This window comes from Thiorhodovibrio litoralis (assembly GCF_033954455.1).
Lineage (GTDB): Bacteria > Pseudomonadota > Gammaproteobacteria > Chromatiales > Chromatiaceae > Thiorhodovibrio > Thiorhodovibrio litoralis.
This window is the reverse complement of record NZ_CP121473.1, coordinates 5094589-5113718: the sequence shown is the minus strand read 5'-3', so window position 1 is coordinate 5113718 and position 19130 is coordinate 5094589. Positions and strand designations below refer to the sequence as shown.

General features: G+C 61.5%; 17 protein-coding genes. 11 read left to right on the top strand and 6 right to left on the bottom strand.

Features of this window, described 5'->3' with window-relative positions:
• Positions 1-95: 95 nt before the first annotated feature.
• From Thiosp_RS23120 to Thiosp_RS23105, 4 genes are all read left to right on the top strand, one after another.
• On the top strand, positions 96-1004 hold the full coding sequence (locus Thiosp_RS23120) for a metal ABC transporter solute-binding protein, Zn/Mn family (protein ID WP_323696724.1): 909 nt from the start codon (positions 96-98) through the stop codon (positions 1002-1004).
• 39 nt (positions 1005-1043) lie between these two features.
• Complete coding sequence (locus tag Thiosp_RS23115) at positions 1044-1790, top strand: metal ABC transporter ATP-binding protein (RefSeq protein WP_323696723.1); 747 nt, start codon at positions 1044-1046, stop codon at positions 1788-1790.
• 66 nt (positions 1791-1856) lie between these two features.
• Complete coding sequence (locus Thiosp_RS23110; RefSeq protein WP_201068291.1) at positions 1857-2732, top strand: metal ABC transporter permease; 876 nt, start codon at positions 1857-1859, stop codon at positions 2730-2732.
• A 195-nt stretch (positions 2733-2927) separates the two neighbouring features.
• Positions 2928-3443 (top strand): DUF3299 domain-containing protein, encoded by a 516-nt coding sequence (locus Thiosp_RS23105; protein WP_242518826.1) that lies wholly within the window; start codon positions 2928-2930, stop codon positions 3441-3443.
• Between the two features lie 126 nt (positions 3444-3569).
• Here Thiosp_RS23105 and Thiosp_RS23100 read toward each other — a convergent pair whose 3' ends face one another.
• The 4 genes from Thiosp_RS23100 to Thiosp_RS23085 form a co-directional block, all read right to left on the bottom strand.
• On the bottom strand, positions 3570-4016 hold the full coding sequence (locus Thiosp_RS23100) for a nucleotide exchange factor GrpE (protein WP_201068289.1): 447 nt from the start codon (positions 4014-4016) through the stop codon (positions 3570-3572).
• Positions 3976-4359 (bottom strand): hypothetical protein, encoded by a 384-nt coding sequence (locus Thiosp_RS23095; RefSeq protein ID WP_201068288.1) that lies wholly within the window; start codon positions 4357-4359, stop codon positions 3976-3978. The genes Thiosp_RS23100 and Thiosp_RS23095 overlap by 41 nt, the downstream gene beginning before the upstream one ends.
• Positions 4356-4655: a hypothetical protein gene (locus Thiosp_RS23090; protein ID WP_201068287.1), complete on the bottom strand. Its 300-nt coding sequence runs from the start codon at positions 4653-4655 to the stop codon at positions 4356-4358. The genes Thiosp_RS23095 and Thiosp_RS23090 overlap by 4 nt, the downstream gene beginning before the upstream one ends.
• 109 nt (positions 4656-4764) lie before the next feature.
• On the bottom strand, positions 4765-6126 hold the full coding sequence (locus Thiosp_RS23085; protein WP_201068286.1) for a TrpB-like pyridoxal phosphate-dependent enzyme: 1362 nt from the start codon (positions 6124-6126) through the stop codon (positions 4765-4767).
• Between the two features lie 500 nt (positions 6127-6626).
• Here Thiosp_RS23085 and Thiosp_RS23080 point away from each other — a divergent pair, with 500 nt between their 5' ends.
• The 4 genes from Thiosp_RS23080 (at position 6627) to Thiosp_RS23065 (ending at position 11083) form a co-directional block, all read left to right on the top strand.
• On the top strand, positions 6627-8054 hold the full coding sequence (locus Thiosp_RS23080; protein WP_201068285.1) for an NDP-hexose 2,3-dehydratase family protein: 1428 nt from the start codon (positions 6627-6629) through the stop codon (positions 8052-8054).
• Positions 8051-9010: a Gfo/Idh/MocA family protein gene (locus Thiosp_RS23075; protein ID WP_201068284.1), complete on the top strand. Its 960-nt coding sequence runs from the start codon at positions 8051-8053 to the stop codon at positions 9008-9010. The genes Thiosp_RS23080 and Thiosp_RS23075 overlap by 4 nt, the downstream gene beginning before the upstream one ends.
• Positions 9007-9924, top strand: coding sequence for an NAD-dependent epimerase/dehydratase family protein (locus tag Thiosp_RS23070; protein ID WP_201068283.1), 918 nt, complete (start codon positions 9007-9009; stop codon positions 9922-9924). The genes Thiosp_RS23075 and Thiosp_RS23070 overlap by 4 nt, the downstream gene beginning before the upstream one ends.
• Before the next feature lie 61 nt (positions 9925-9985).
• On the top strand, positions 9986-11083 hold the full coding sequence (locus tag Thiosp_RS23065) for a glycosyltransferase (RefSeq protein ID WP_201068282.1): 1098 nt from the start codon (positions 9986-9988) through the stop codon (positions 11081-11083).
• Between the two features lie 189 nt (positions 11084-11272).
• Here Thiosp_RS23065 and Thiosp_RS23060 read toward each other — a convergent pair whose 3' ends face one another.
• On the bottom strand, positions 11273-12622 hold the full coding sequence (locus Thiosp_RS23060; protein ID WP_201068281.1) for an arginine deiminase family protein: 1350 nt from the start codon (positions 12620-12622) through the stop codon (positions 11273-11275).
• 222 nt (positions 12623-12844) lie between these two features.
• Between Thiosp_RS23060 and Thiosp_RS23055 the strand changes: the two genes are divergently transcribed.
• Entirely contained in the window at positions 12845-13021 is a 177-nt protein-coding gene (locus tag Thiosp_RS23055) for a hypothetical protein (protein WP_201068280.1), read from the top strand.
• A 986-nt stretch (positions 13022-14007) separates the two neighbouring features.
• Entirely contained in the window at positions 14008-14604 is a 597-nt protein-coding gene (locus Thiosp_RS23050) for a TMEM165/GDT1 family protein (RefSeq protein WP_201068279.1), read from the top strand.
• Between the two features lie 600 nt (positions 14605-15204).
• Here the strand turns inward: Thiosp_RS23050 and Thiosp_RS23045 are convergent.
• On the bottom strand, positions 15205-18726 hold the full coding sequence (locus tag Thiosp_RS23045; RefSeq protein WP_201068278.1) for a PAS domain S-box protein: 3522 nt from the start codon (positions 18724-18726) through the stop codon (positions 15205-15207).
• A 37-nt stretch (positions 18727-18763) separates the two neighbouring features.
• Between Thiosp_RS23045 and Thiosp_RS23040 the strand changes: the two genes are divergently transcribed.
• Complete coding sequence (locus Thiosp_RS23040) at positions 18764-18937, top strand: hypothetical protein (protein WP_201068277.1); 174 nt, start codon at positions 18764-18766, stop codon at positions 18935-18937.
• The last annotated feature ends 193 nt before the right edge of the window (positions 18938-19130 follow it).

The window sequence follows — 19130 nt, the reverse complement described above, 5'->3', positions numbered from 1 at the left end:
GGTTTGCCGGGATGAGGTGCTTCAGGCATCGATCTATAGATATCCGCTTCTATGTGCGGGCGACTTGGGCGTGCTGGTCGTGCGGTATCGGGCGGGTGCCTGCGTTGGTGCTGCTGGTGGCGCTGTGCTCGCCCGGCGCTCGCGCGGACTCGGCGCCGAGTCTGCGAGTATTCGCCAGTGTGCTCCCGGTGCAGTATTTCGTGCAGCGGGTTGGCGGAGATGATGTGCAGGTCGATGTCATGGTGTTACCCGGCCAAAGTCCTGCCACCTACGAGCCGCGTCCGCAGCAGGTCGCGGCGCTGGCGCAGGCAGATCTTTATGTGCGGGTTGGCGTGCCGTTTGAAGACGCCTGGATGCGTCGGATCAGCGCGGCCAATCCTGACATGGAGGTGCTGGATTTGCGCGAAGGTCTGCCGCTGCGTCCGATGGAGGCCCATGCCCATGACGACGCTCATGGGGCGCACGAGCATGGCAACACCGGACAGCATGGCGAGCTTGATGCGCATGTGTGGACCAGTCCGCGCCTTGTCCGCGAGATGATCGTGCGGATTCGTGAGCGCCTGAGCGCCCTCGATCCGGCCCATGCCGATGCCTATCTGGCCCGGCAGCAGACATTCGACCGCGAGCTTCAGGCTCTGGATGAAGAACTGACCGCGCGGCTGCGTGGAATCGCACAGCGGTCTTTCATGGTGTACCACCCAGCTTGGGGGTATTTTGCTGATGCCTATGGCCTGCGCCAGATTCCGGTTGAGTTTGAGGGAAAAGAGCCGGGAGCCAAGCGGCTGGCGGTGGTGATCGAGCAGGCGCGTGCCTCGGATATTCATGTGGTTGTGGTGCAGCCGCAGTTCGATCAGCGTGCCGCTCGGCGGGTGGCGCAGGCGATTGACGGGCGGGTCGCTAGCGTTGATCCGCTCTCGGTCGATTACGCCGAGAGTCTGCGTGCCTTGGCGCAAGTCATTGCCGGTCCGTCTGCGGACGCCGCGGCATCCAAGCCAAGCCAATGATGCGCGCCAGTGAACCCCAAGTCTGAGCAACCCGCTCCAGTGTCTACCGCTCCAGTGCCCCCGCTTCCAGTCATCGAGGTCGAGGCCCTGTCATTCGCCTACGACGGTCTGAGGGTGCTCGAGAATGTGACCCTCGCGGTTGCGGGTGGTGAATTCCTCGGGTTGGTCGGCCCAAATGCTGGCGGCAAGAGTACCCTGCTGAAGCTGATTCTTGGTTTGCTCGAGCCCACGGGCGGGCGTTTGCGGGTGCTCGGATTGGCCCCCAAGCAGGCGCGTCGGCGGATTGGGTATGTGCCCCAATATCCCGCTTTCGCGCGCGATTTTCCGATCACCGTGGGCGACGCCGTGCTGATGGGCCGTCTGGGAACGCGCGGGCTGGTGCTGCGCTATTCGCCGCGCGATCACCAAGCCATGGAGCGCGCCCTGTGCGAAGTTGAGGCCGAGGACCTGGCCCGGCGCCCGATCGGCAAGCTCTCCGGTGGGCAGTTGCAGCGGGTGCTGCTTGCCCGCGCGCTGGTCAGTGAGCCGGAGATTCTGATTCTCGACGAGCCCACGGCCAACATCGATCAGCGCCTTGAGGGTGAAATCTTCGAGCTGCTGGCGCGCTTGAACGCGCGCATGACGATTCTGGTGGTTTCCCACGACATTGCGTTCATCTCTGGCTATGTTAGCCGGGTCGCCTGCCTGAATCGCACGCTGGTTTGCCACACCACGGGGGAGATTGACGGGAACGTGATCACTGACCTCTATGGCGAGCAGGTCCGGGGGATTGTGCATGCACACTGAGCGGAGGGGAGCTATTTCGACCGCTGCGCCGAGGTGCCGGTCAGGTTATCAGGCGGATAAAGCGCCATGACTGAGTTCCTCGCCGCGCTGGTCCAGCACGACTTTTTGCAACAGGCGCTGGTCGCGGGCTTACTGGCAAGCCTTGGCTGCGGGCTGATGGGGCCCTTTGTGGTGGTCAAGCGCATCACCTTTCTGGCTGGCGGCATCGCGCACTCGGTGCTGGCCGGGATGGGCGCGGCGGTCTATTTCAGCTTCGATCCCCTGCTCGGAGCCTTGGTCGCCGCGGTGGTGGCGGCCTTGCTGATCGGCTGGGTGCGGCTTTACTCGGACGCCCGCGAGGACACCACCATCGGCGCGCTCTGGGCCATCGGCATGGCCGTCGGCATTTTATTTATTGCCAAGACGCCCGGTTACACATCGGACCTGATGAGCTTTCTGTTCGGCAGTATTTTGCTGGTTCCCCGACGTGAGTTGGTGTTCATGGCGCTGCTCGACGGCGTGCTGCTGATCAGCCTGACTCTTTTCTACCGGCAGTTCGTCGCCGTGGCCTTTGACGAAGAGTTCGCGCGGCTGCGGGGCATTCCTGTCAACGCGCTCTATCTTGCGCTCTTGGTGCTGGTGGCGATCACCGTGGTGCTGATGATTCAGGTGGTTGGCCTGATCCTGGTTATCGCGCTGCTGACACTGCCGGCCGCCATTGCCGGGCTCTGGACCAGCTCCCTGGCGGTGATGATGCTGCTGGCGACGCTGCTCGGCGCGCTGCTGACCAGCGGCGGTCTGGCGCTGTCCTATGCGCCGGACTGGCCCGCCGGACCGACTATCATTGTATTGGCGGGCAGTGCCTATTTCGTGGCACTGGTGGCAAAGCGGCTGTGGCTCCGCTGGCGTCGGCACTCAGCGCTCGCCGCCTCTGGACAAACATCCGGACCGGACGGGAGCTGAGCTCGACAGGAGATCGGCCAGTAAGCGCGTGAAACTATTGATGCCAGACTAACTTGGTGCCTGATACAGGGCTGGATTGCGTGAGGGCGCGGTGACAATCGGCTATAGGTGTGAGCGATGAGAGCAACTGGGCAAGGGGGTTCGTGCGCGGCTGGGGCGCGGTCTACGCGGCGATGGGGTGTGGCGCTTGGCGTGATGCTGGCGCTGCTGGTCGCGGGCTGCGGCAATCAGGACGATGACGCGTCCGAGCCGGCTGAGGAGCTAACCTGGGACGATCTGCTGCCCGCCGACTGGCAACCGGAAAAGCTGCTCGAGGACTTCAATGTCGAGGACGTGGCCGACGAAGACCCGCGCGCCGCAGAACTGATGGATAAACTCCAGGCACTGTGGCAGCAGGCTCCGGTCGTGCCAGAGCTGGACGGGCGACGGGTGCGTTTACCCGGCTTCGTGGTGCCGGTGGACCTTCAGGCCGAGAAGATTAATGCCTTCCTGCTGGTGCCCTACTTCGGCGCCTGCATCCATGTGCCGCCGCCGCCGGCTAATCAGACCGTCTATGTGCAAACGCGCGAGGGTCGACCCTATGTCGGCGCCCTGTTCGACACCGTCTGGGTCGAGGGCACCATGCAGGTGGAGCAATTCGACAGCGACCTCGGCAACGCCGGCTATCGCATCGAGCAGGCGCGAGTCACGCCATACGAAATTAAGGAATAATCAGCCGCAATCCCGAGCGGCAGCGCCTGGACCGGTCAAAGGGGATGTCGATCTGTTGCGTCAGCGCCCTTGGTGGGTCATGGGTCATGGGTCATGGGTCATGGGTCATGGGTCATGGGTCATGGGTCATGGGTCTTGGTGCGTTGCGGTCGCTGCTCGGCTGCGCGACGCGGTGATAACCTCCGCCGGTCTGAGGATCTGCTCCCCGCGGTGGTAGCCGTTGCGAACTACCGCAAGGATGGTTCCTTCCTCGACGTCGTCCCTGGCCTGGGTCTCAATGACTTTGCAGCGCCCGAGTAGGGCGCGACCATCGGGAAAATCGAGCTGTTCGATGCCGCGCGCCTCCAGCAGGCGTCTGAGCTTTCTGTGAATGGCACGGACGCTCTTGAACGCCCGTTTGGTCGATTTGTCGAGCGAGCCCTGCTCATCCATCGGCGCCATGTTGTTGAACAGATTCTCGAAGGCGTCGAGCACCCCGACCAGTTCCAGGAACAGGTCGTCCTCCTGATTTCGCGTCTCGCGCTTGTGCGCTTCAAGCTCGGCGCTCAAGCCGAGCGTGGCGCGTTGGAGCACGATCAGCTTGGCCCTGAGCCGTTCCTTGTCGCTGAGTGCTGGGTTTGACACTCAACAGAGCCGTTCGAGTCGCGGCGCTCGGATCAGGCGATCCGGGCGGTTCCAGATCTGGCTCCCGGTCTGGCTCCCGGTCTGGCTTAGGGCTGGGCGAGCGGCCACATGCATCGAAGCAGTGCTCGAATTCGGCGACTGTGCGGGCCAGAGGGTCGAACAGGGTCTTCTGTGCCTCGGCGATGACGCGCGCGTCAAAGCGCCCGGCGCGCAGTTCCGCGGCGACCGCCACCAGGATCTCACGCTTGCTGGCGGCGGGCCCGAGGGACAGGATGGCGAATGGATTGGTCATGGGGTCTGGGGCTCATTGAGCGCGGTCGCGATTTCAATCATCAGCGGATGATTTTCATCGACGATCCGGCAGCTGTCGCGCAGTTCGGTCAGAAGCGCTTTCCGCGCGGGCGGTTTCATGCCCAGCGCGGCCTGATACCAGCGCTCGATTGAGTTGAAGAAGTAATCGCGATTGTGGGGATCGCTTGAGGTCCGTGTCAGCTGAGCGGCGCGCACGGGGTTCTGGCGTTTGAAGGCCTTGGCGATGTCATCGCCGAGGCGGTACTCTTCGATATCGGCCAGGGTCGCGCCGGCCAACTCGGAGTCTTGAACCTCTCACGCTGGCGCAGGCTGCCAAAAACCCGGCAGCTTACCAACTCGAGAGTGGAACTTGAAGCGCGCCGGGTTTCGGCGCGCAGCTCCCGGCTCAGCCGACCGAGGGCAGCCCTGCCAGTGCCATGGCCACTTCGGACTCGTCGTAGACCAGATCCTTCAACTTGCCGGCCGTGTAGTCCATATAGGCCTGCATGTCGAAGTGCCCATGGCCGCATAGGTTGAACAGAATCGCCTTGGATTCGCCCGATTCGCGACATTTCTCCGCCTCGTGAATCGCACCGCGTACCGCGTGGTTGGCCTCCGGCGCAGGCAGGATGCCTTCGGCCTTGGCGAAGGTAATGCCGGCGGCGAAGCATTCGAGCTGATTGTAGGAGCGCGGGTTGAGCAGCCCGAGCTTGCTCAGGTGGCTGATCTGCGGCGCCATGCCGTGGTAACGCAGCCCGCCGGCATGAAAGCCCGGGGGCACGAAACCAGAGCCCAGGGTGTACATCTTGACCAGGGGCGTCAGATGGGCGGTGTCGCCGAAGTCATACGCAAAGGCGCCCTTGGTCAGGGTCGGGCAAGCCGATGGCTCCACGGCGATGAACTCGATGTCACGTCCGCGCCGCAGCCGCTCCTCAAGAAACGGAAAAGCCAGCCCGGCGAAATTACTGCCGCCGCCGGTGCAGCCGATCACCATGTCCGGGTAATCATCGGCCATGGCCATCTGCTCCTTGGCCTCGATACCTGTCACCGTCTGGTGCAAGAGCACATGGTTAAGCACGCTGCCGAGCGCGTACTTGGTGTCATCGCGCTGAGCGGCGAGTTCGACCGCCTCGCTGATCGCAATACCTAAGCTGCCGGTGCTGTCAGGATGCTCGGCGAGAATCGCACGTCCGGATTCGGTGGTGTTGCTGGGGCTCGCGATACATTGGGCGCCGAAAGTCTCCATGAAGGCACGCCGATAGGGTTTGTGGTCAAAGCTGACGCGGACCATGTAGACGACGATCTCAAGCCCAAAGAAGGTCCCCGCCAGCGCCAGGGAAGATCCCCACTGGCCAGCGCCGGTCTCGGTGGTAATGCGCTTGACGCCCTCCTGCTTGTTGTAGAAAGCCTGCGCAATGGCCGTATTGGGCTTGTGGCTGCCGGCGGGGCTGACGCCCTCGTACTTATAGTAGATGCGCGCCGGTGTATCGAGCGCCTTCTCCAGGCGACGGGCGCGAAACAGCGGCGAAGGGCGCCATTGCCGGTAGACCTCGCGCACCGGCTCGGGGATTTCGATCTCGCGCTCGGTACTCATTTCCTGCTCGATCACCGCGCGCGGGAAGATCACGGCGAGATCATCCGGGCCGATCGGCTGCTTGGTACCCGGATGCAGCACCGGAGCCATGGGCTCGGGCATGTCGGCGTTGATGTTGTACCAGGTCTTGGGCAGGTGCTCTTCGTCGAGCAGGTATTTAACAGTGTCGCTCATGGGTGTGAGAACTCTTCAGTTGGCGTCGTCGCCAGATTGAGACCTGACGCGGCTGGCAGCCTGGCGAACGGCAAGGGAGCAGGAAGTTTAAGGGGTGTCGCAGGAAGTTTGTAGTTGAAACAGCTTGAACTCGAACTCGAGCTCGAACTCCGGCTCGGGCTGGGCGACTGAATCCCAGTCCCCCGTGGCGGCTAAGGGGCGACCCGCTAGTCTATGCGGAAAACCCGCTCCTTGGTGACCATCCTGCGCCACGTGACCCTTGGGGGATCACAGAGGCCATGAAGGCGGTCGAGGCTCGTTTGGAGCGCAGCCCGACCCTGGCCCAAATGGGGTACCCTTATCCGACATGATTTCGGGTAAATCCTGTCGCGGAAATCACCTTGGCCTTCAGATGAAAATCGACCAGCGCTTTTTCCGTGCGAACCCAATCATCTACGCGGTCGATTTCACCCTCTCGCTCTGGACTGTCTTGCGCGGCCTCAGGCGCCTGGTCGGTGCCGATGCTAAGGGATGAAGACGCCGACACGGCGAGGTTTCAGCGTTCCCTGCTGACTCGGGAATCAACCCTGCACAGCGTCGCGGAAATCCTGCAATGGGTCGCGGGCATCCGCCAAGCGACCGATTGCTGCATCGAGCCAATCCCCTTAGCACGCCTGGATGGCTGGTCTTTCGATGACCGGCAGGGCGCTCTGTGTCACCGTAGCGGCCGATTCTTCCGCGTCGAAGGCGTGCGGGTGCAGACCAATCTGGAGCGACTCGGCTGCTGGGAGCAACCGATCTTGAATCAACCGGAAGTCGGCTTTCTCGGTCTGCTCGCCAGGGAGATCGACGGCGTCCTGCACTTTCTGCTGCAGGCCAAGATCGAACCCGGCAACCTCAACCAGGTGCAACTCTCCCCCACCCTGCAGGCCACCCGCAGCAACTACACCCGCATCCACCTCGGCCGTGCCCCGGCCTATTTGGACTATTTCAACGGGGAACAGCCCACCCAGGTTATCGTCGATCAGCTTCAATCCGAGCAGGGCGGCCGTTTTCTGCATAAGCGCAACCGCAACATGGTGGTTGAACTCGACGCCGACACCCGGATACCGGTCCATGACGCATTCCGCTGGGCCACCCTGGGCCAGATCAAGCAACTCATGGCAGAGAACAATCTGGTCAATATGGATTTGCGCAGCCTGGTGGCGGGCATGCCGCTTGCCCCCAGTCAGGACCCCTGTTCGGCCGATGCGGTCTCTGATGCGGTCTTTGGGGAGCAGCGGGGGGATTGCCGCAGCTTGTTCGACGACGGGCCACCCATCCATTCATTCAATCAGCTCATCTCCTGGATCACGCGCCTGAAGTTCCGCTACGAGTTGACGGCAGAACGCATCCCGGTGCAAGACGTTCGCCACTGGCACTACGACGGCAACTGCATCCACCACGAGGACCACAAGTATTTCTCGGTGATCGGCGTGGACGTGAAAATCGCCGGCCGCGAGGTGGCCCAGTGGCAGCAACCGATGATACGGCCAGCCCAGGAGGGCATCCTGGGCTTCTTGGTTCAACGCGTCGGCGGCGTGCTGCATTTTCTGGTGCAGGCCAAGGTGGAAGCGGGTAATTTCGACACTCTGGAACTGGCACCCACGGTGCAATGCCTGACCGGCAATTATCGGCCCGGGCACAATGCCTACGAGGTGCCGTTTCTCGATGAATTCCTCCAACCGGACAACAGTCGAGTCTGGCACCGCTCCCTGCAATCCGAGGAGGGCGGCCGCTTCTTTCAGGAACAAAACCTGAACATCATTGTTGAGCTGGACGAATCGCGGCACCTGGAACTGCCGGAAAACTACTGCTGGATGACGCTTCGGCAGCTGATGGTCTTTTTGCAATTCAACAACTACCTGAACATCGGGGCGCGCAGCCTGATTTCCCTGCTCTGTCCATGATTCACATTGGCATACTCGGCTGCGCCAGCATCGCTGAACGCGCCTTTATCCCCGCGATACTGAAGCTGCCGGAGCAGTTCCGTCTGGCCGGTGTCGCCAGCCGTGCGCCAGAAAAGGCGAATCGTCTCGCCAAGCGCTTTGCCTGTCGCGCTTACCCGGGCTACGAACATCTGATCGCAGACGCCTCGGTGGACGCCATCTACATTCCACTGCCCACCGGCCTGCATCTGGAGTGGGTGTGCCGGGCGCTCGCGGCGGGTAAGCATGTGTATGTGGAAAAGTCGGCGGCCGCCAGTCTCTCCGAGGCGGAAACCATGGTGAGTGCTGCCACAACCGCCGACCGGGCACTGATGGAAGGCTACATGTTCCAGTACCATCGCCAGCACCGGCAACTGAAGGCCATCTTAAGCGCTGGCGTCATCGGTGATGTCCGCCATTTCGCGTCCGCCTTCGGCTTTCCGCCGCTACCCTCCGAAAACTTCCGCTACAACCCCAAGCTCGGTGGCGGCGTGCTGCTGGACGCGGCCGGCTATCCGCTGCGGGCCGCGCACTTGCTGCTGGAACGGGATCTTGTGGTTCAGGCCGCCACCCTCCACCGCAACGCCAACGGCGTCGGCATCTACGGCAGCGCCTTCCTGTCCGCTGGCGACGGCCTGGGCGCATCCTTGGCATTCGGTTTCGACAACGGCTATCAATGCTTTTACCAGGTCTGGGGCAGCAAGGGCCGCATCACCGCCAACAAGGCCTTCACCTCGCGACCGGAACAGACCCCCACCTTCACCTTAGAAACCGACAGTGGCGTGGAGACCATCGAGGCGGAGGCCGACGACCACTTTGTCGGCGCCTTGCGAGCCTTTCACCGGGCCGTCCATGACACGACCGAGAGCCAGCGACTGTCCGCCGAATTGCTGGAGCAAAGCCGAGCGCTGGCTGACATCGAGGCCCTGTCCCGGTGAGTCGGATCGCCATCACCGGAGCCAACGGCTATCTGGGCCGCCACCTGGCCCATTACCTCGCCGAGGCCGGACATCAGGTCTACGCCTACGACCTGCAGCAAAGCGCAGATCCTGCCCTGCCATCTGAGGTCGTCTATCGCCAGACCGATCTATGCCAGGCGTCAGCGCTGCAAGGTATCGATCTCGAAGTCGACTATGTCCTGCACTTTGCCGGTATCACCGGCACTGAGCAGGGCTTCAGCGATTACCGCCGCTATCTGGATGCCAACGAGCTGGCCCTGCTGCAGCTGCTCGACGCCCTGCGCAGCCGCCAGAACCCAGCGCAGCTGATCTTTCCCTCAACCCGATTGGTCTATCGGGGCAGTGAAGCACCGCTGAGCGAAGCGGCTGAAAAGCAGTGCAAAACGGTTTACGCGGTGAATAAGCTGGCGGCGGAACAGTATATCCAGGCCTACGCCAACCGCTTCGGCCTGCGTTACACCATCTTCCGCATCTGCGTCCCCTATGGAAACCGTTTCGACGACAGCTTCTCTTACGGCACCATCGGTCATTTTCTCGGGCGGGCGCGTCGTGGCGAGACGATCCGCCTGTTCGGAGACGGCCTGCTGCGCCGGACCTTTACCCACGTGGATCACCTGTGCGCGCAGATCGCCACCGCCCTATCTCACCCCGGAGCGATCGATCAGGTGTTCAACATCGGTGGCGAAACCCTGAGCCTGAAACAGGCCGCCCAGTTGATTGCCGACCGACTCCAGGTTGCGGTCGAGCATGTCCCCTGGGACTCAGACGCGCTGCGCATCGAATCCGGAAGCACCGTGTTCGACAGCGCCAGGATAGAGGCCATTGTTGGTCAAGATCGAAGCTACCGGCTCCAAGACTGGGTTGCCCGGCTCAGTGCAGGCGAGCGCCGATGACCGGCCAAGATCGTTGACACCGCACAGCCCAGCGACAGCCTGGCCCTACGATGTCTGCGTCGTGACCAGTGCCGCCCTGCCCTGGCGCACCGGCCCGGCCTACCTGTCTTTGTGGCACGCCTGCGGCTTGGCCGAGCTGGGACTACAGGTCGCCTATGTGGTGCCCTGGTTGGGGCGAGGTTCCCAGCGGCGCCTGTATGGCGATGTGCGCTTCCAGGACCAGGCAGCCATGGCCACCTGGCTGAGTGCCGAGGCTCAACGCCTGGGTTGCCCGCCACTCCCGCACCTGTTCACCTACCCGGGCTACTACAGCCAGTCGTTACGCAGCATCATTGCCCGCAACCTATTCATCTCCGTACCGAAAAGCCGCAGCCTGGTGTTAGAGGAGGCCGAGCACCTGTGCTGGGACCCGCTGAGCACCCCACGCTCCCGGCTCGACGCGCAGCGGGTCATCGGCGTACTGCTGACCGACTACGGATATTTCATAAGACGCAGCGGTTGGCCTCTGGCGTCCTGGCTGTCAAAAGCGGTGGGCCGCTACCACCGTCGGCAGATCCGCCGCCATACCGATCTGGTCGTGCCGCTGTCGCCGGCCGTGGCCTTGGAGCCGGACTCACACCCTCAGATCGAGGCCCGCATCAGCGGCGTCTTGTCCCACTATGCCGCCGTGCCGCCGGTGCGCCCGGACAACAAGGGGATTTATTTTCTCGGCCGCCTGGTCTGGAACAAAGGGCTGGACATGCTCATCGAACTGTCCTGCCGTCTGAATCTCAGTATCGACGTCTATGGCGAAGGCCCGGATGGCGACGCGCTGCTTCGGACGGCTCGGGAGCGCAATGCCTCGCTGCGCCTGCTCGGCCACCACCCGAGCCCCTGGGATGCGTTACCCAACTACCGGGTCTTCATCAACCCGTCATGGAGCGAAGTGCTTTGCACCGCCACGGCCGATGCCCTCGTGGCCGGGCGCCACGTGGTGCTGCCCGACTGCCCAGGAAACCGGCCTTTTGCGGCCTACCCCAATGTCCACCGTTATCGGGACATCGCCGGTGCCGCCGCCGCTGTGCAGTTCGCTCTCACCGAGCCGCCGCAGGCGCCGGAACGGGTGCGGCGGGACTTCGATTGGGGCAATGCCTGCCGCAATCTGGCGCAGTTGCTCTGAGCTAATGGACGCTTATGCCTAGACGCACCAAGGTAACGCCAAATGTCACGGACTCCGCCGCGGTGGCTTCCGCTGTTGCAAGGATTGAGGCTAGCCTTGGCCCACCTGATGCGGTTGCTGCTGGATACCTACAGCTTGCCGTGATGGGTGTGATGGAATCGACTCCGCCATCGGCGGAGCGCTCCGACGCTATTTCAAAGCTGTTATCGCTGCGCGATGAAGTACCTGCGTAGAGCAGTGCGCCGCACCGTATCCGCTACTCAGATTGGAAAAGTCCATCCATGTCGCATCAACCCCATTGTTGGCGAGCGTTTGTTTGTACTGCTCGCTCACACCATCGACGCCGAGAATTTTTCGCCCTCTGATTGTGAGAAAGTTCACGCCGTAACGAAGCTGATCTTCGCTTGTAACCGGGATGATTTTCATGCCAAGGGTTTCGCGCACGAATTTGACGAAGGACGCGTCGGCCTTGATTTTGACGTATTCACCGTCCTTGTTTTCATAGACGTCGACGGTCAAAAAGCGCTCGTCGCCTTCTTTGGCATTCACGCGCGTCTCTTCGAGCACCGCCAGATCCGAATCGATGATGTTGAAGAAGGTGTCCAGGTGCATTTGTTCCTGATCTTTCCAGGCGTCTTTCACGACGACAAAATATTTCGCGCCGATAGCGCCGCCGTCCAAAAGCTGGCGAACCGCCTCGGCATTGGTGCGCAAACCCTGCCCAAGAAGCGCGTAATCACCGGCGGGCAAAAAGTCGCCGCCTTCGAGTCGCCCGTCGCCGGAGATTTCAAGAATTGGCGTCACGCCGAGTTTCGACAGCGCGAATGTAATCACGCGGGTTTCCGCTGCGCGTTGCTGTGAGTTCATTTTGCTGATCACGACGCCCTTTTCGGTGGTGATCATCTGGTCGCGCAGAAAATACAGATTCATCAGCGGCGCCTGGCTGTATGTCGCCTCGAAGCCGGTGTTGAAGTCGGTCTTCTGGAGGTGAACCGTGGGGCGGAGAAGGATGATCTCGACCAGCTCTTGCGGGTCAAGCGCGCGCAGCGTCTTTTCTTTGTAAGCCTCTTGCGCGGCGCGTTCCTGTTCCGGCAGCGCCGAGGTGTCGATAGTCAGAAAATCCGCGGCGAACTCCCGCAGCCGGTCGAGCGCCTCTCCTTCGATCACATTTCCGTTGTTATCGAGAACACCACGCAGCAGGGCCTCTCGGACGGTAAAAACGACAGCGCCGTTTTTCTCCAACAGGCGAATATATTCTTGGTGTTCATTTGCCGCTCCATTGATGCTGAACGGTTTTTCGAACAGGGCTGCGTCGGGGTGAATAACGCCTAAAAAAAGCTCCTGCCCCGGTGTATGCATGAGGATCGTTTCCGCCGCTAGCCACTCGGCACTGGCGCCAACTTCTGTGATTGGCACTTCACCGGGCTTTTGCACGTCGGCGACGAAGGCCAGCGCCGCTGTTGAGCAAAGCGCGAAAAGCGCGATGAAGAAGAACGTGAACCGGAAACGATCGTGGAAACAGAGTTGGAGTGTTGTCATGATAAGTCGGCCTTTCAAAGATTCCAGCGCTTCATGCTCGGCTCATCTGTATTGATAGAAGCCAAGAGTGGGCAGTATAGAGTTGACCAAGGTTTAGGGCAATTCAGAGCTGAAGTTAATCCATTCGTCAGGATAACAGCGGTTTGATGCTGCCCCAGTACCTCCCCGGAAACCGCTCCGGCTGAGCATAGCTGAGTCGGATGCCTGCGCGTTGTAAATGCGTTGACATCCCATCCCAACCCCGTTAATTTCCCCGCCTTGCCTCATCTGGAGATCGATCTGGACGGCGTGTTCCATTTTCTCGCCGATGACCTTGGCCTGCGCGGAGTGCAGTCGGTGCACCTGCGTCTGCAGATTATCAAAGGCCAAGCGCCCCTTCCGCAATTCTCGGTTGGCTGAATACGCCGCTGCTCCTGCGCGCCATGGGCCATTTCATCAGCCCTATCCGCAGCTGGACGTTTTCCTACAGTAGGCTGTGACTTTGCCACACCAGACTAGGTGGAAGGATAGGCAATACAAGCGACCCCGAGGAGCGTAGCTTCGCTCCGAGCGAAGGCGAGATGCGCGGTCAAGGTGCAACGGTGGGGCAGACGGGGATCGCGCGCGTCGCAACGGCGCGGGTTGCTGGGGCGGGGTTGTGTGGCACAGCGTGCCGTCGGGCGATGAGGGCGTCCCCACCGTCTCTTCTGCAGCAGAGAGTCGACAGTTACCAAAGGTTGCGATGGCCAAACTCGAAGTCTGGCTTGGGCTGGTCGAGAAGCTCACAGTCCGGCATCGGCAGGGGAGCGTGGTCCACGGCAGGCGGGTTTTTAGGGCGGGTCTAGTCTTATAATCAATGAGTTGGACGCTATGCCGCTCGGGAGTGCACTACCGCCGTTGCCGCTCGCAGAGCCGATGACGGTAGTGTGTCAGGAACCGCCCCCAATACTTCGGTCGAACCGCTTGCGGTTTTTCCGCATCTATGACGACACCTGTTGGGGTCGCTTACCGGCCAGCAGCTGACAGTGGCGCCCTCCACCCGATGCATCCGCTGTGGGGCAGGAAGCAGACCCTCGTCCTCAGGGCGCCTACTTACAACTCTTGGCCAACGGCGGACATCCAGCAGGACAGCTTAAGCATCGGTAGGTAAGATTCAGCAAAGCATCTGCCTCGGACGGCTTGATGCTCGACGAGACCTTGGACTCGATGGAATGTCCGGCTGGGGCTGGGCGCATTCCATCCTGTCCCTAGGTTGACTGTCCCGGCCCCTCTGGAGAGTCCGTGTTCCTGCCCGCTTCACCGCTCGCATCGTGCCGCCGATCAGTGCTTGCCCAAAGTCGCCTCGACTGCATCCCTGTTTTACCCGTATCCTCGGGATTCATGGCCGCTGTTGCCGGAGGATGTGCATGGACCAGATAGCCTCCGCATCGGCTTTCGCGGGACTGACCGCCGCCGCGACCACTTTCGGTTTGATCTTCCTGGCGGAGATCGGTGACAAGAGTCAGCTCGTGTGCATGGCCCTAGCGGCCCGTCACTCTCATCGGCCGGTGTTTCTGGGGGCGATCGCCGCCTTTGTGGTGCTCAACATCCTAGCAGTGGTCTTCGGCGCAGGACTCGCACACTGGGTGCCTGAGCGCGTTCTCGCGGCGGTGGTTGCTATTCTCTTCGCCGTTTTCGGCGTTCTCTCGTTGCGAGCCGAGGAGGAAGACGGCACCGAGGAGATCAAGGAGCGCAGCGGCCACGGCATCTTCGCCACCACCTTCCTGATGATCTTCCTTGCCGAGATGGGCGACAAGACCCAGCTCGCCATCGCTGGGATGGCCGGAACCCTCCCAGCAATTTCGGTTTGGATCGGCGCCACCCTGGCGCTCGGCGCTACATCAGCACTCGGCATCGTCGTTGGGCGGAAGCTGCTCAGACGCATCCCCCTGCATCGGCTACGCCAGATCAGCGGCATATTCTTCCTGGTCCTTGCGGCCTTTGCTCTGACTAAGGTCTTTTGAGGGTGTCCGAGCGAATCTGATCTGATGAGCAAATTGGTGATGTTCGTCGGGGGGCATCTTAATCGACTTGGTGCGCATCGGGGGCAATGCCATCGTGCTGGGCATGGCTGCAGCCTCTGTGCCGCTAACAATAGACCAACGTTGGCGGGTGATCCTCTGGGACACAGCTGCGGCGGTAGTGCTGCGCATCCTCTCCACTCTTGGCCCTGGTTACGCCCGAGCTGTTGCAGATTAGCGCCCTGACCCTGGCCGGCCGGCTCCTGCTGGCCTTGGTGGCATATCAGATGACAATCCAGGGACAGGCAATCCAGGGAAGGTATATGTAAATCGTGGACGTAGCGAGTGCCTGCTGGCCGCTCTAGAGCGGACCCTTATCCCCGAGACATCAGTGGCTGGAGTGGGTCGAGTAACCGTCCCCAGGACTTAGGTCGACCCGCTCGCGAATTTTCCGCATCTATGACGACACCTGTTGGGGTCGCTTACCGGCCAAAAGCTGACATAAGCAGGGCAGTGAGCCGACCCATGCGATAGTGTGCCGGCTTACGCTAGGGGAATTGCTTACTGTTCGTCCGATTGGATTGTCCATCCGTGCCGTGCCGATCACAAAGATAATCCGGCGCATGCCGCCAGGGTCTCGAGCGCATGATTGGCTGCCTCATACTCAAATGTCTCAATGCATTTTTTCAGCTTGTGGGCAGGATCGCGCATCTCGGGTGAAATCGACATCATGTCAAGCTCGTCTAGCCATTCAGGCGGAATGAATTCAGAACGCTCGAGCCGGTCCTTGATCTTGCGCAGCAAGGTCTCGAGCACTTGTTGATCCACGGCCATCTCAGTTACAGACCCTGTCGGCGGCATGGATGCGTTCTCGGCTGCCGCCTCTTCATCAAGTAGTCCTGATCCGATCAAGTGCCTCAGAGTTGCCGTCAGCTCAGGAAAGTGGATGGGTTTGGACAGGAAGGCATTCATGCCGACAGCCGCGCAGGCGTCGCGATCAGCCTGCATCGCGGCAGCGGTCATGGCGATGATCGGTACCTTGCGACCATGCGGCAAAGCGCGAATCCTGCGTGTTGCCTCTAGACCGTCCATTTTCGGCATTTGTAGGTCCATCAGAATGACGTCAAAGCGCTGGGTGCTCGCTAGCTCAACGGCCTCGTGACCATCCCGCGCTAGAGTCATGGCAAGGCCCAGCTTCTCAAGCAACTCGCCTGCAACCATCTGGTTGATCGCGTTATCCTCCACCAGCAAAGCGCGGGCCTGACCCATGGGCGCGGCGGACTGGAGCGTCATCGCGGTCTCCGTCGCCAAACCAGTCGGTCTTTGATCTCTGATCCCAGGAGTGGCTAGGCCAAGCCGAATCTTGACATCAAACTTGCTGCCTTGACCCGCGACGCTCGTCACCGCGATCTCCCCGCCCATCATCTCGACCAAGCGCTTGAGGATCGTCAAGCCCAACCCGGTTCCTCCGTACTCACGAGTGGTCGATGTATCAGCTTGTTCGAATGGTTGGAACAGGCGATCGAGTTGCTCGGGGGTCATGCCAATACCGGTGTCGGTGACCCTGACCTGGAGCGTCACGGTCTCATCGTCTCGCCCGAGCAGACTCAAGGTCAGGCGCACCTGCCCCGCGGAGGTGAATTTGATGGCATTGCTGAGCAGGTTGTTGATGACCTGGCGCAGGCGCAGCGGGTCGCCGATCAGCACCGGGGGGATGTCCGGCTCGCGCTCGAGAATGAGCCCGAGCCCTTTGTCCTTAGCGGCCAGGCCGAAGAGGTCGGACAGGCCGCTGAGCAACGCGTCGAGATCAATCTCGACGGTTTCCAGATCCAGCTTGCCGGCCTCGATCTTGGAGTAGTCGAGGATATCGTTGAGGATACCAAGCAGGGAACGGGAGGCGTTGTCCATCTTGGTGAGATAGTCGCGCTGACGTGTGCTGAGCTCGGTATCGAGTAGCAGCTGGGCGAGGCCCATCACCGCGTTCATCGGTGTGCGGATCTCGTGGCTCATGTTGGCCAGGAACTCGCTCTTGGCGCGGTTCGCCGCCGCTGCCATCTGGGCGGCGGCCTCCGCCTCCTGCTTGGCGGATAACAGCACCGCCTCGGCCGCCTTGCGCGCGCTGATGTCGTTCACCGAGACCACCACGAGTTGGCGCTCGCCGTCGGTGAAGGGCGCGAGTACGACCTCCACCGGAAACTCGTGCCCATCCCGATGCAGGCCAACGAGATTGCGGCCCACGCCCATCAGACGCATGGAGCGATCCGCCTCGAAGCCTTGGCGCTGCCGTTTATGAACCGCGCGCAAGCGTTCCGGCAACAGCAATTCGATCGGCTGACCGATTAGCGCCGCGCGCGCATGACCGAAAATCTGCTCCGTGCGTTCGTTCGCCTGTTCGATGCGCCCCTGCTCATCAACCGATAGGATGGCCGACGGCACGATGTTCATCACCCGGCTGGTGCGCGCTTCGCTCTGCTGAAGCGCCTGCTCGGCGGACTTTTGCGCGGTGATGTCTGACTCGATGGCCAAGGCGCCGTAGACTTTACCTTCGGCGTCCGTCATTGGATTGCAATCGATTTTGATCCAATAGGGCTTGCCATCGCGAGTGTAGTTAATGAGGCTTTCGCTGAAGGGCTTCTGGCCAGCCACAGCCTCGCGAATACGCGCGACGGTTGCGGGATCGGTTTGAGGGCCTTGCAACACTTCGCCTGGTTTGCGTCCGAGCATCTCCTCGAGCGAGTAACCTGAAATGCGCGTGAATCCTTCGTTCACCCACTGGACCAGGCCGTCGATGTCGGTGATGATGACTCCATTGGTCGTTTGACGGGCGACGTGAGAGAGCTGCTCCAACTCCCGCGTGCGCTGCGCGACCTGTTCTTCGAGCCCGGCCTGGGTGGCGCGCAGTTCAGCAAAGCTTGCGGCCAGGCTCTGCGCCATGGATTCCAGGCGCATCGATAGGTCGTTGTACTCACGCAGAGGACTGGTTGGCAGTCGCGGTTCCTCGCCTCGCGCCACCGTATCCTTCAGGCGTTCGCCACGAAGCCCGAGCTCGCGCAGCGGCTGGCTGAGCCAGTCGCTGACCAGGGCCGCCACCGAGACACCAATGAGCAGCAAGAGCAAAAGAAAACCAAAGAGCGCTAGGCTGCTTACCTCTAAGGCTGCCACCAGGGGTACCGCCGGTGCTTCCACCAGCACCTGCCCCAGTCCCGGCACCGAGACCGGCGCGGTCAGCCAATAACGCCCTTGCTGCCAGCGTTTCATCAGCGGTAGCTCACCCTCGGGCATCCAAACCCCCAATTCCATGTTCGGCGGGGTCAAGGAAGCCCCGGCATCGGCCGGGGTGCTCAGCTGACCACGTCGGGCCTTCACTTCGCCGTCGGCATCAGTCACCGCAAGACCCATCCCAGGTCTGAGCCGCTCACGCTCCAGCGCCAGGTCAAAATCAAGGCGCCCTTCGCTGGCCTGCCGTTCCAAGCGCAGTGCCACGTGGTCGAGAATGCCCGCCAATTCAATCCGCAGCCGTTCCTCCAGCTCCGCGCGTTGATGGTCGCTCTGGTAGACGAGTGGCACACTGCCCGCGAATAAAATAGCGACCAGTAAGAGATGGAAGATCAAGTTACTCAGAGGCAAACTGCCTGGAATCTGGAACTTGGGCCATAGCATGCGCGCGCCGATGACCAGCAACCCCGCCAGCAAGGCGTTAAACACGCCGTTCAAGGGTTGCTTGAGCGCGATCTGAAACACCGCCGGCCACGGCAGGCCAATGAACTGACCGTAGAACAAGATGACCAGTGGCGCGCCCAGGAACAACCAGAAACCCATGTCCGCGAGTACCAGGTTGGCGCGCCAACGCCAGTAAATCAGACCGACCACCAAAGGCTCGAGTGTCATGATGACCAGCGCGTAGGGGTGACCCCAGAGCACCCAGGTGTAGAGTCCACCGGCGAATCCGACGAGCGTGGCCGGCAGCGGCCCCAGCAGGACCACCGCTAGCATGGCGAAGACGGAGCCGAAGATGAACACGACGCCGAAAGCCACCGGTACGCTAAGGATATTACCCAGGACAGCCAGGACAGCCAGGACAGCCAGGGCTAGGGTGAGGGGAACCAAGGGGGGAAGACCAAACATCGACTGTCGTGCTCGCCGATGATTCAGAACGGAAGGCATGGATGTCACCAAAGCGCCTCGGGCAGATATTTTGCTAAATGAGCGTATCGAGGCTCACGGGATATTGCACGCAAGCATGAGCCGCGCGTTCGATCAGTACCAGCTCGCCGCGATGTTTCATCGCGACCTTCCGCGTGCCGATCAAGCCTGTTCAATCGGCTTGTTCCAATGACCGCTGTTTGGCAACCAGCCAAGCACGACTCTCAGCGGAGCGATGGCACTCCGGCCGAGATTCTCTCTGGCCCTGCTCGCCTCGGGGATCATACTATCGGACTTCTGGGCATTCCATGAGCGGCCCACAGGCCTGAAGTTTGCCATTGACGACTCCAGGGTTTCCTCGCAAGCCCGCCAGCATTCAAGCATTT

Excerpts from the sequence above, each read along its gene's own strand:
- Thiosp_RS23045 (WP_201068278.1), bottom strand. The coding sequence starts at position 18,726 with ATGTTTGGTCTTCCCCCCTTGGTTCCCCTCACCCTAGCCCTGGCTGTC.
- Thiosp_RS23075 (WP_201068284.1), top strand. The coding sequence starts at position 8,051 with ATGATTCACATTGGCATACTCGGCTGCGCCAGCATCGCTGAACGCGCC.
- Thiosp_RS23095 (WP_201068288.1), bottom strand. The coding sequence starts at position 4,359 with ATGACCAATCCATTCGCCATCCTGTCCCTCGGGCCCGCCGCCAGCAAG.
- Thiosp_RS23060 (WP_201068281.1), bottom strand. The coding sequence starts at position 12,622 with ATGACAACACTCCAACTCTGTTTCCACGATCGTTTCCGGTTCACGTTC.
- Thiosp_RS23040 (WP_201068277.1), top strand. The coding sequence starts at position 18,764 with ATGGATGTCACCAAAGCGCCTCGGGCAGATATTTTGCTAAATGAGCGT.
- Thiosp_RS23050 (WP_201068279.1), top strand. The coding sequence starts at position 14,008 with ATGGACCAGATAGCCTCCGCATCGGCTTTCGCGGGACTGACCGCCGCC.
- Thiosp_RS23105 (WP_242518826.1), top strand. The coding sequence starts at position 2,928 with ATGCTGGCGCTGCTGGTCGCGGGCTGCGGCAATCAGGACGATGACGCG.
- Thiosp_RS23110 (WP_201068291.1), top strand. The coding sequence starts at position 1,857 with ATGACTGAGTTCCTCGCCGCGCTGGTCCAGCACGACTTTTTGCAACAG.
- Thiosp_RS23080 (WP_201068285.1), top strand. The coding sequence starts at position 6,627 with ATGCTAAGGGATGAAGACGCCGACACGGCGAGGTTTCAGCGTTCCCTG.
- Thiosp_RS23085 (WP_201068286.1), bottom strand. The coding sequence starts at position 6,126 with ATGAGCGACACTGTTAAATACCTGCTCGACGAAGAGCACCTGCCCAAG.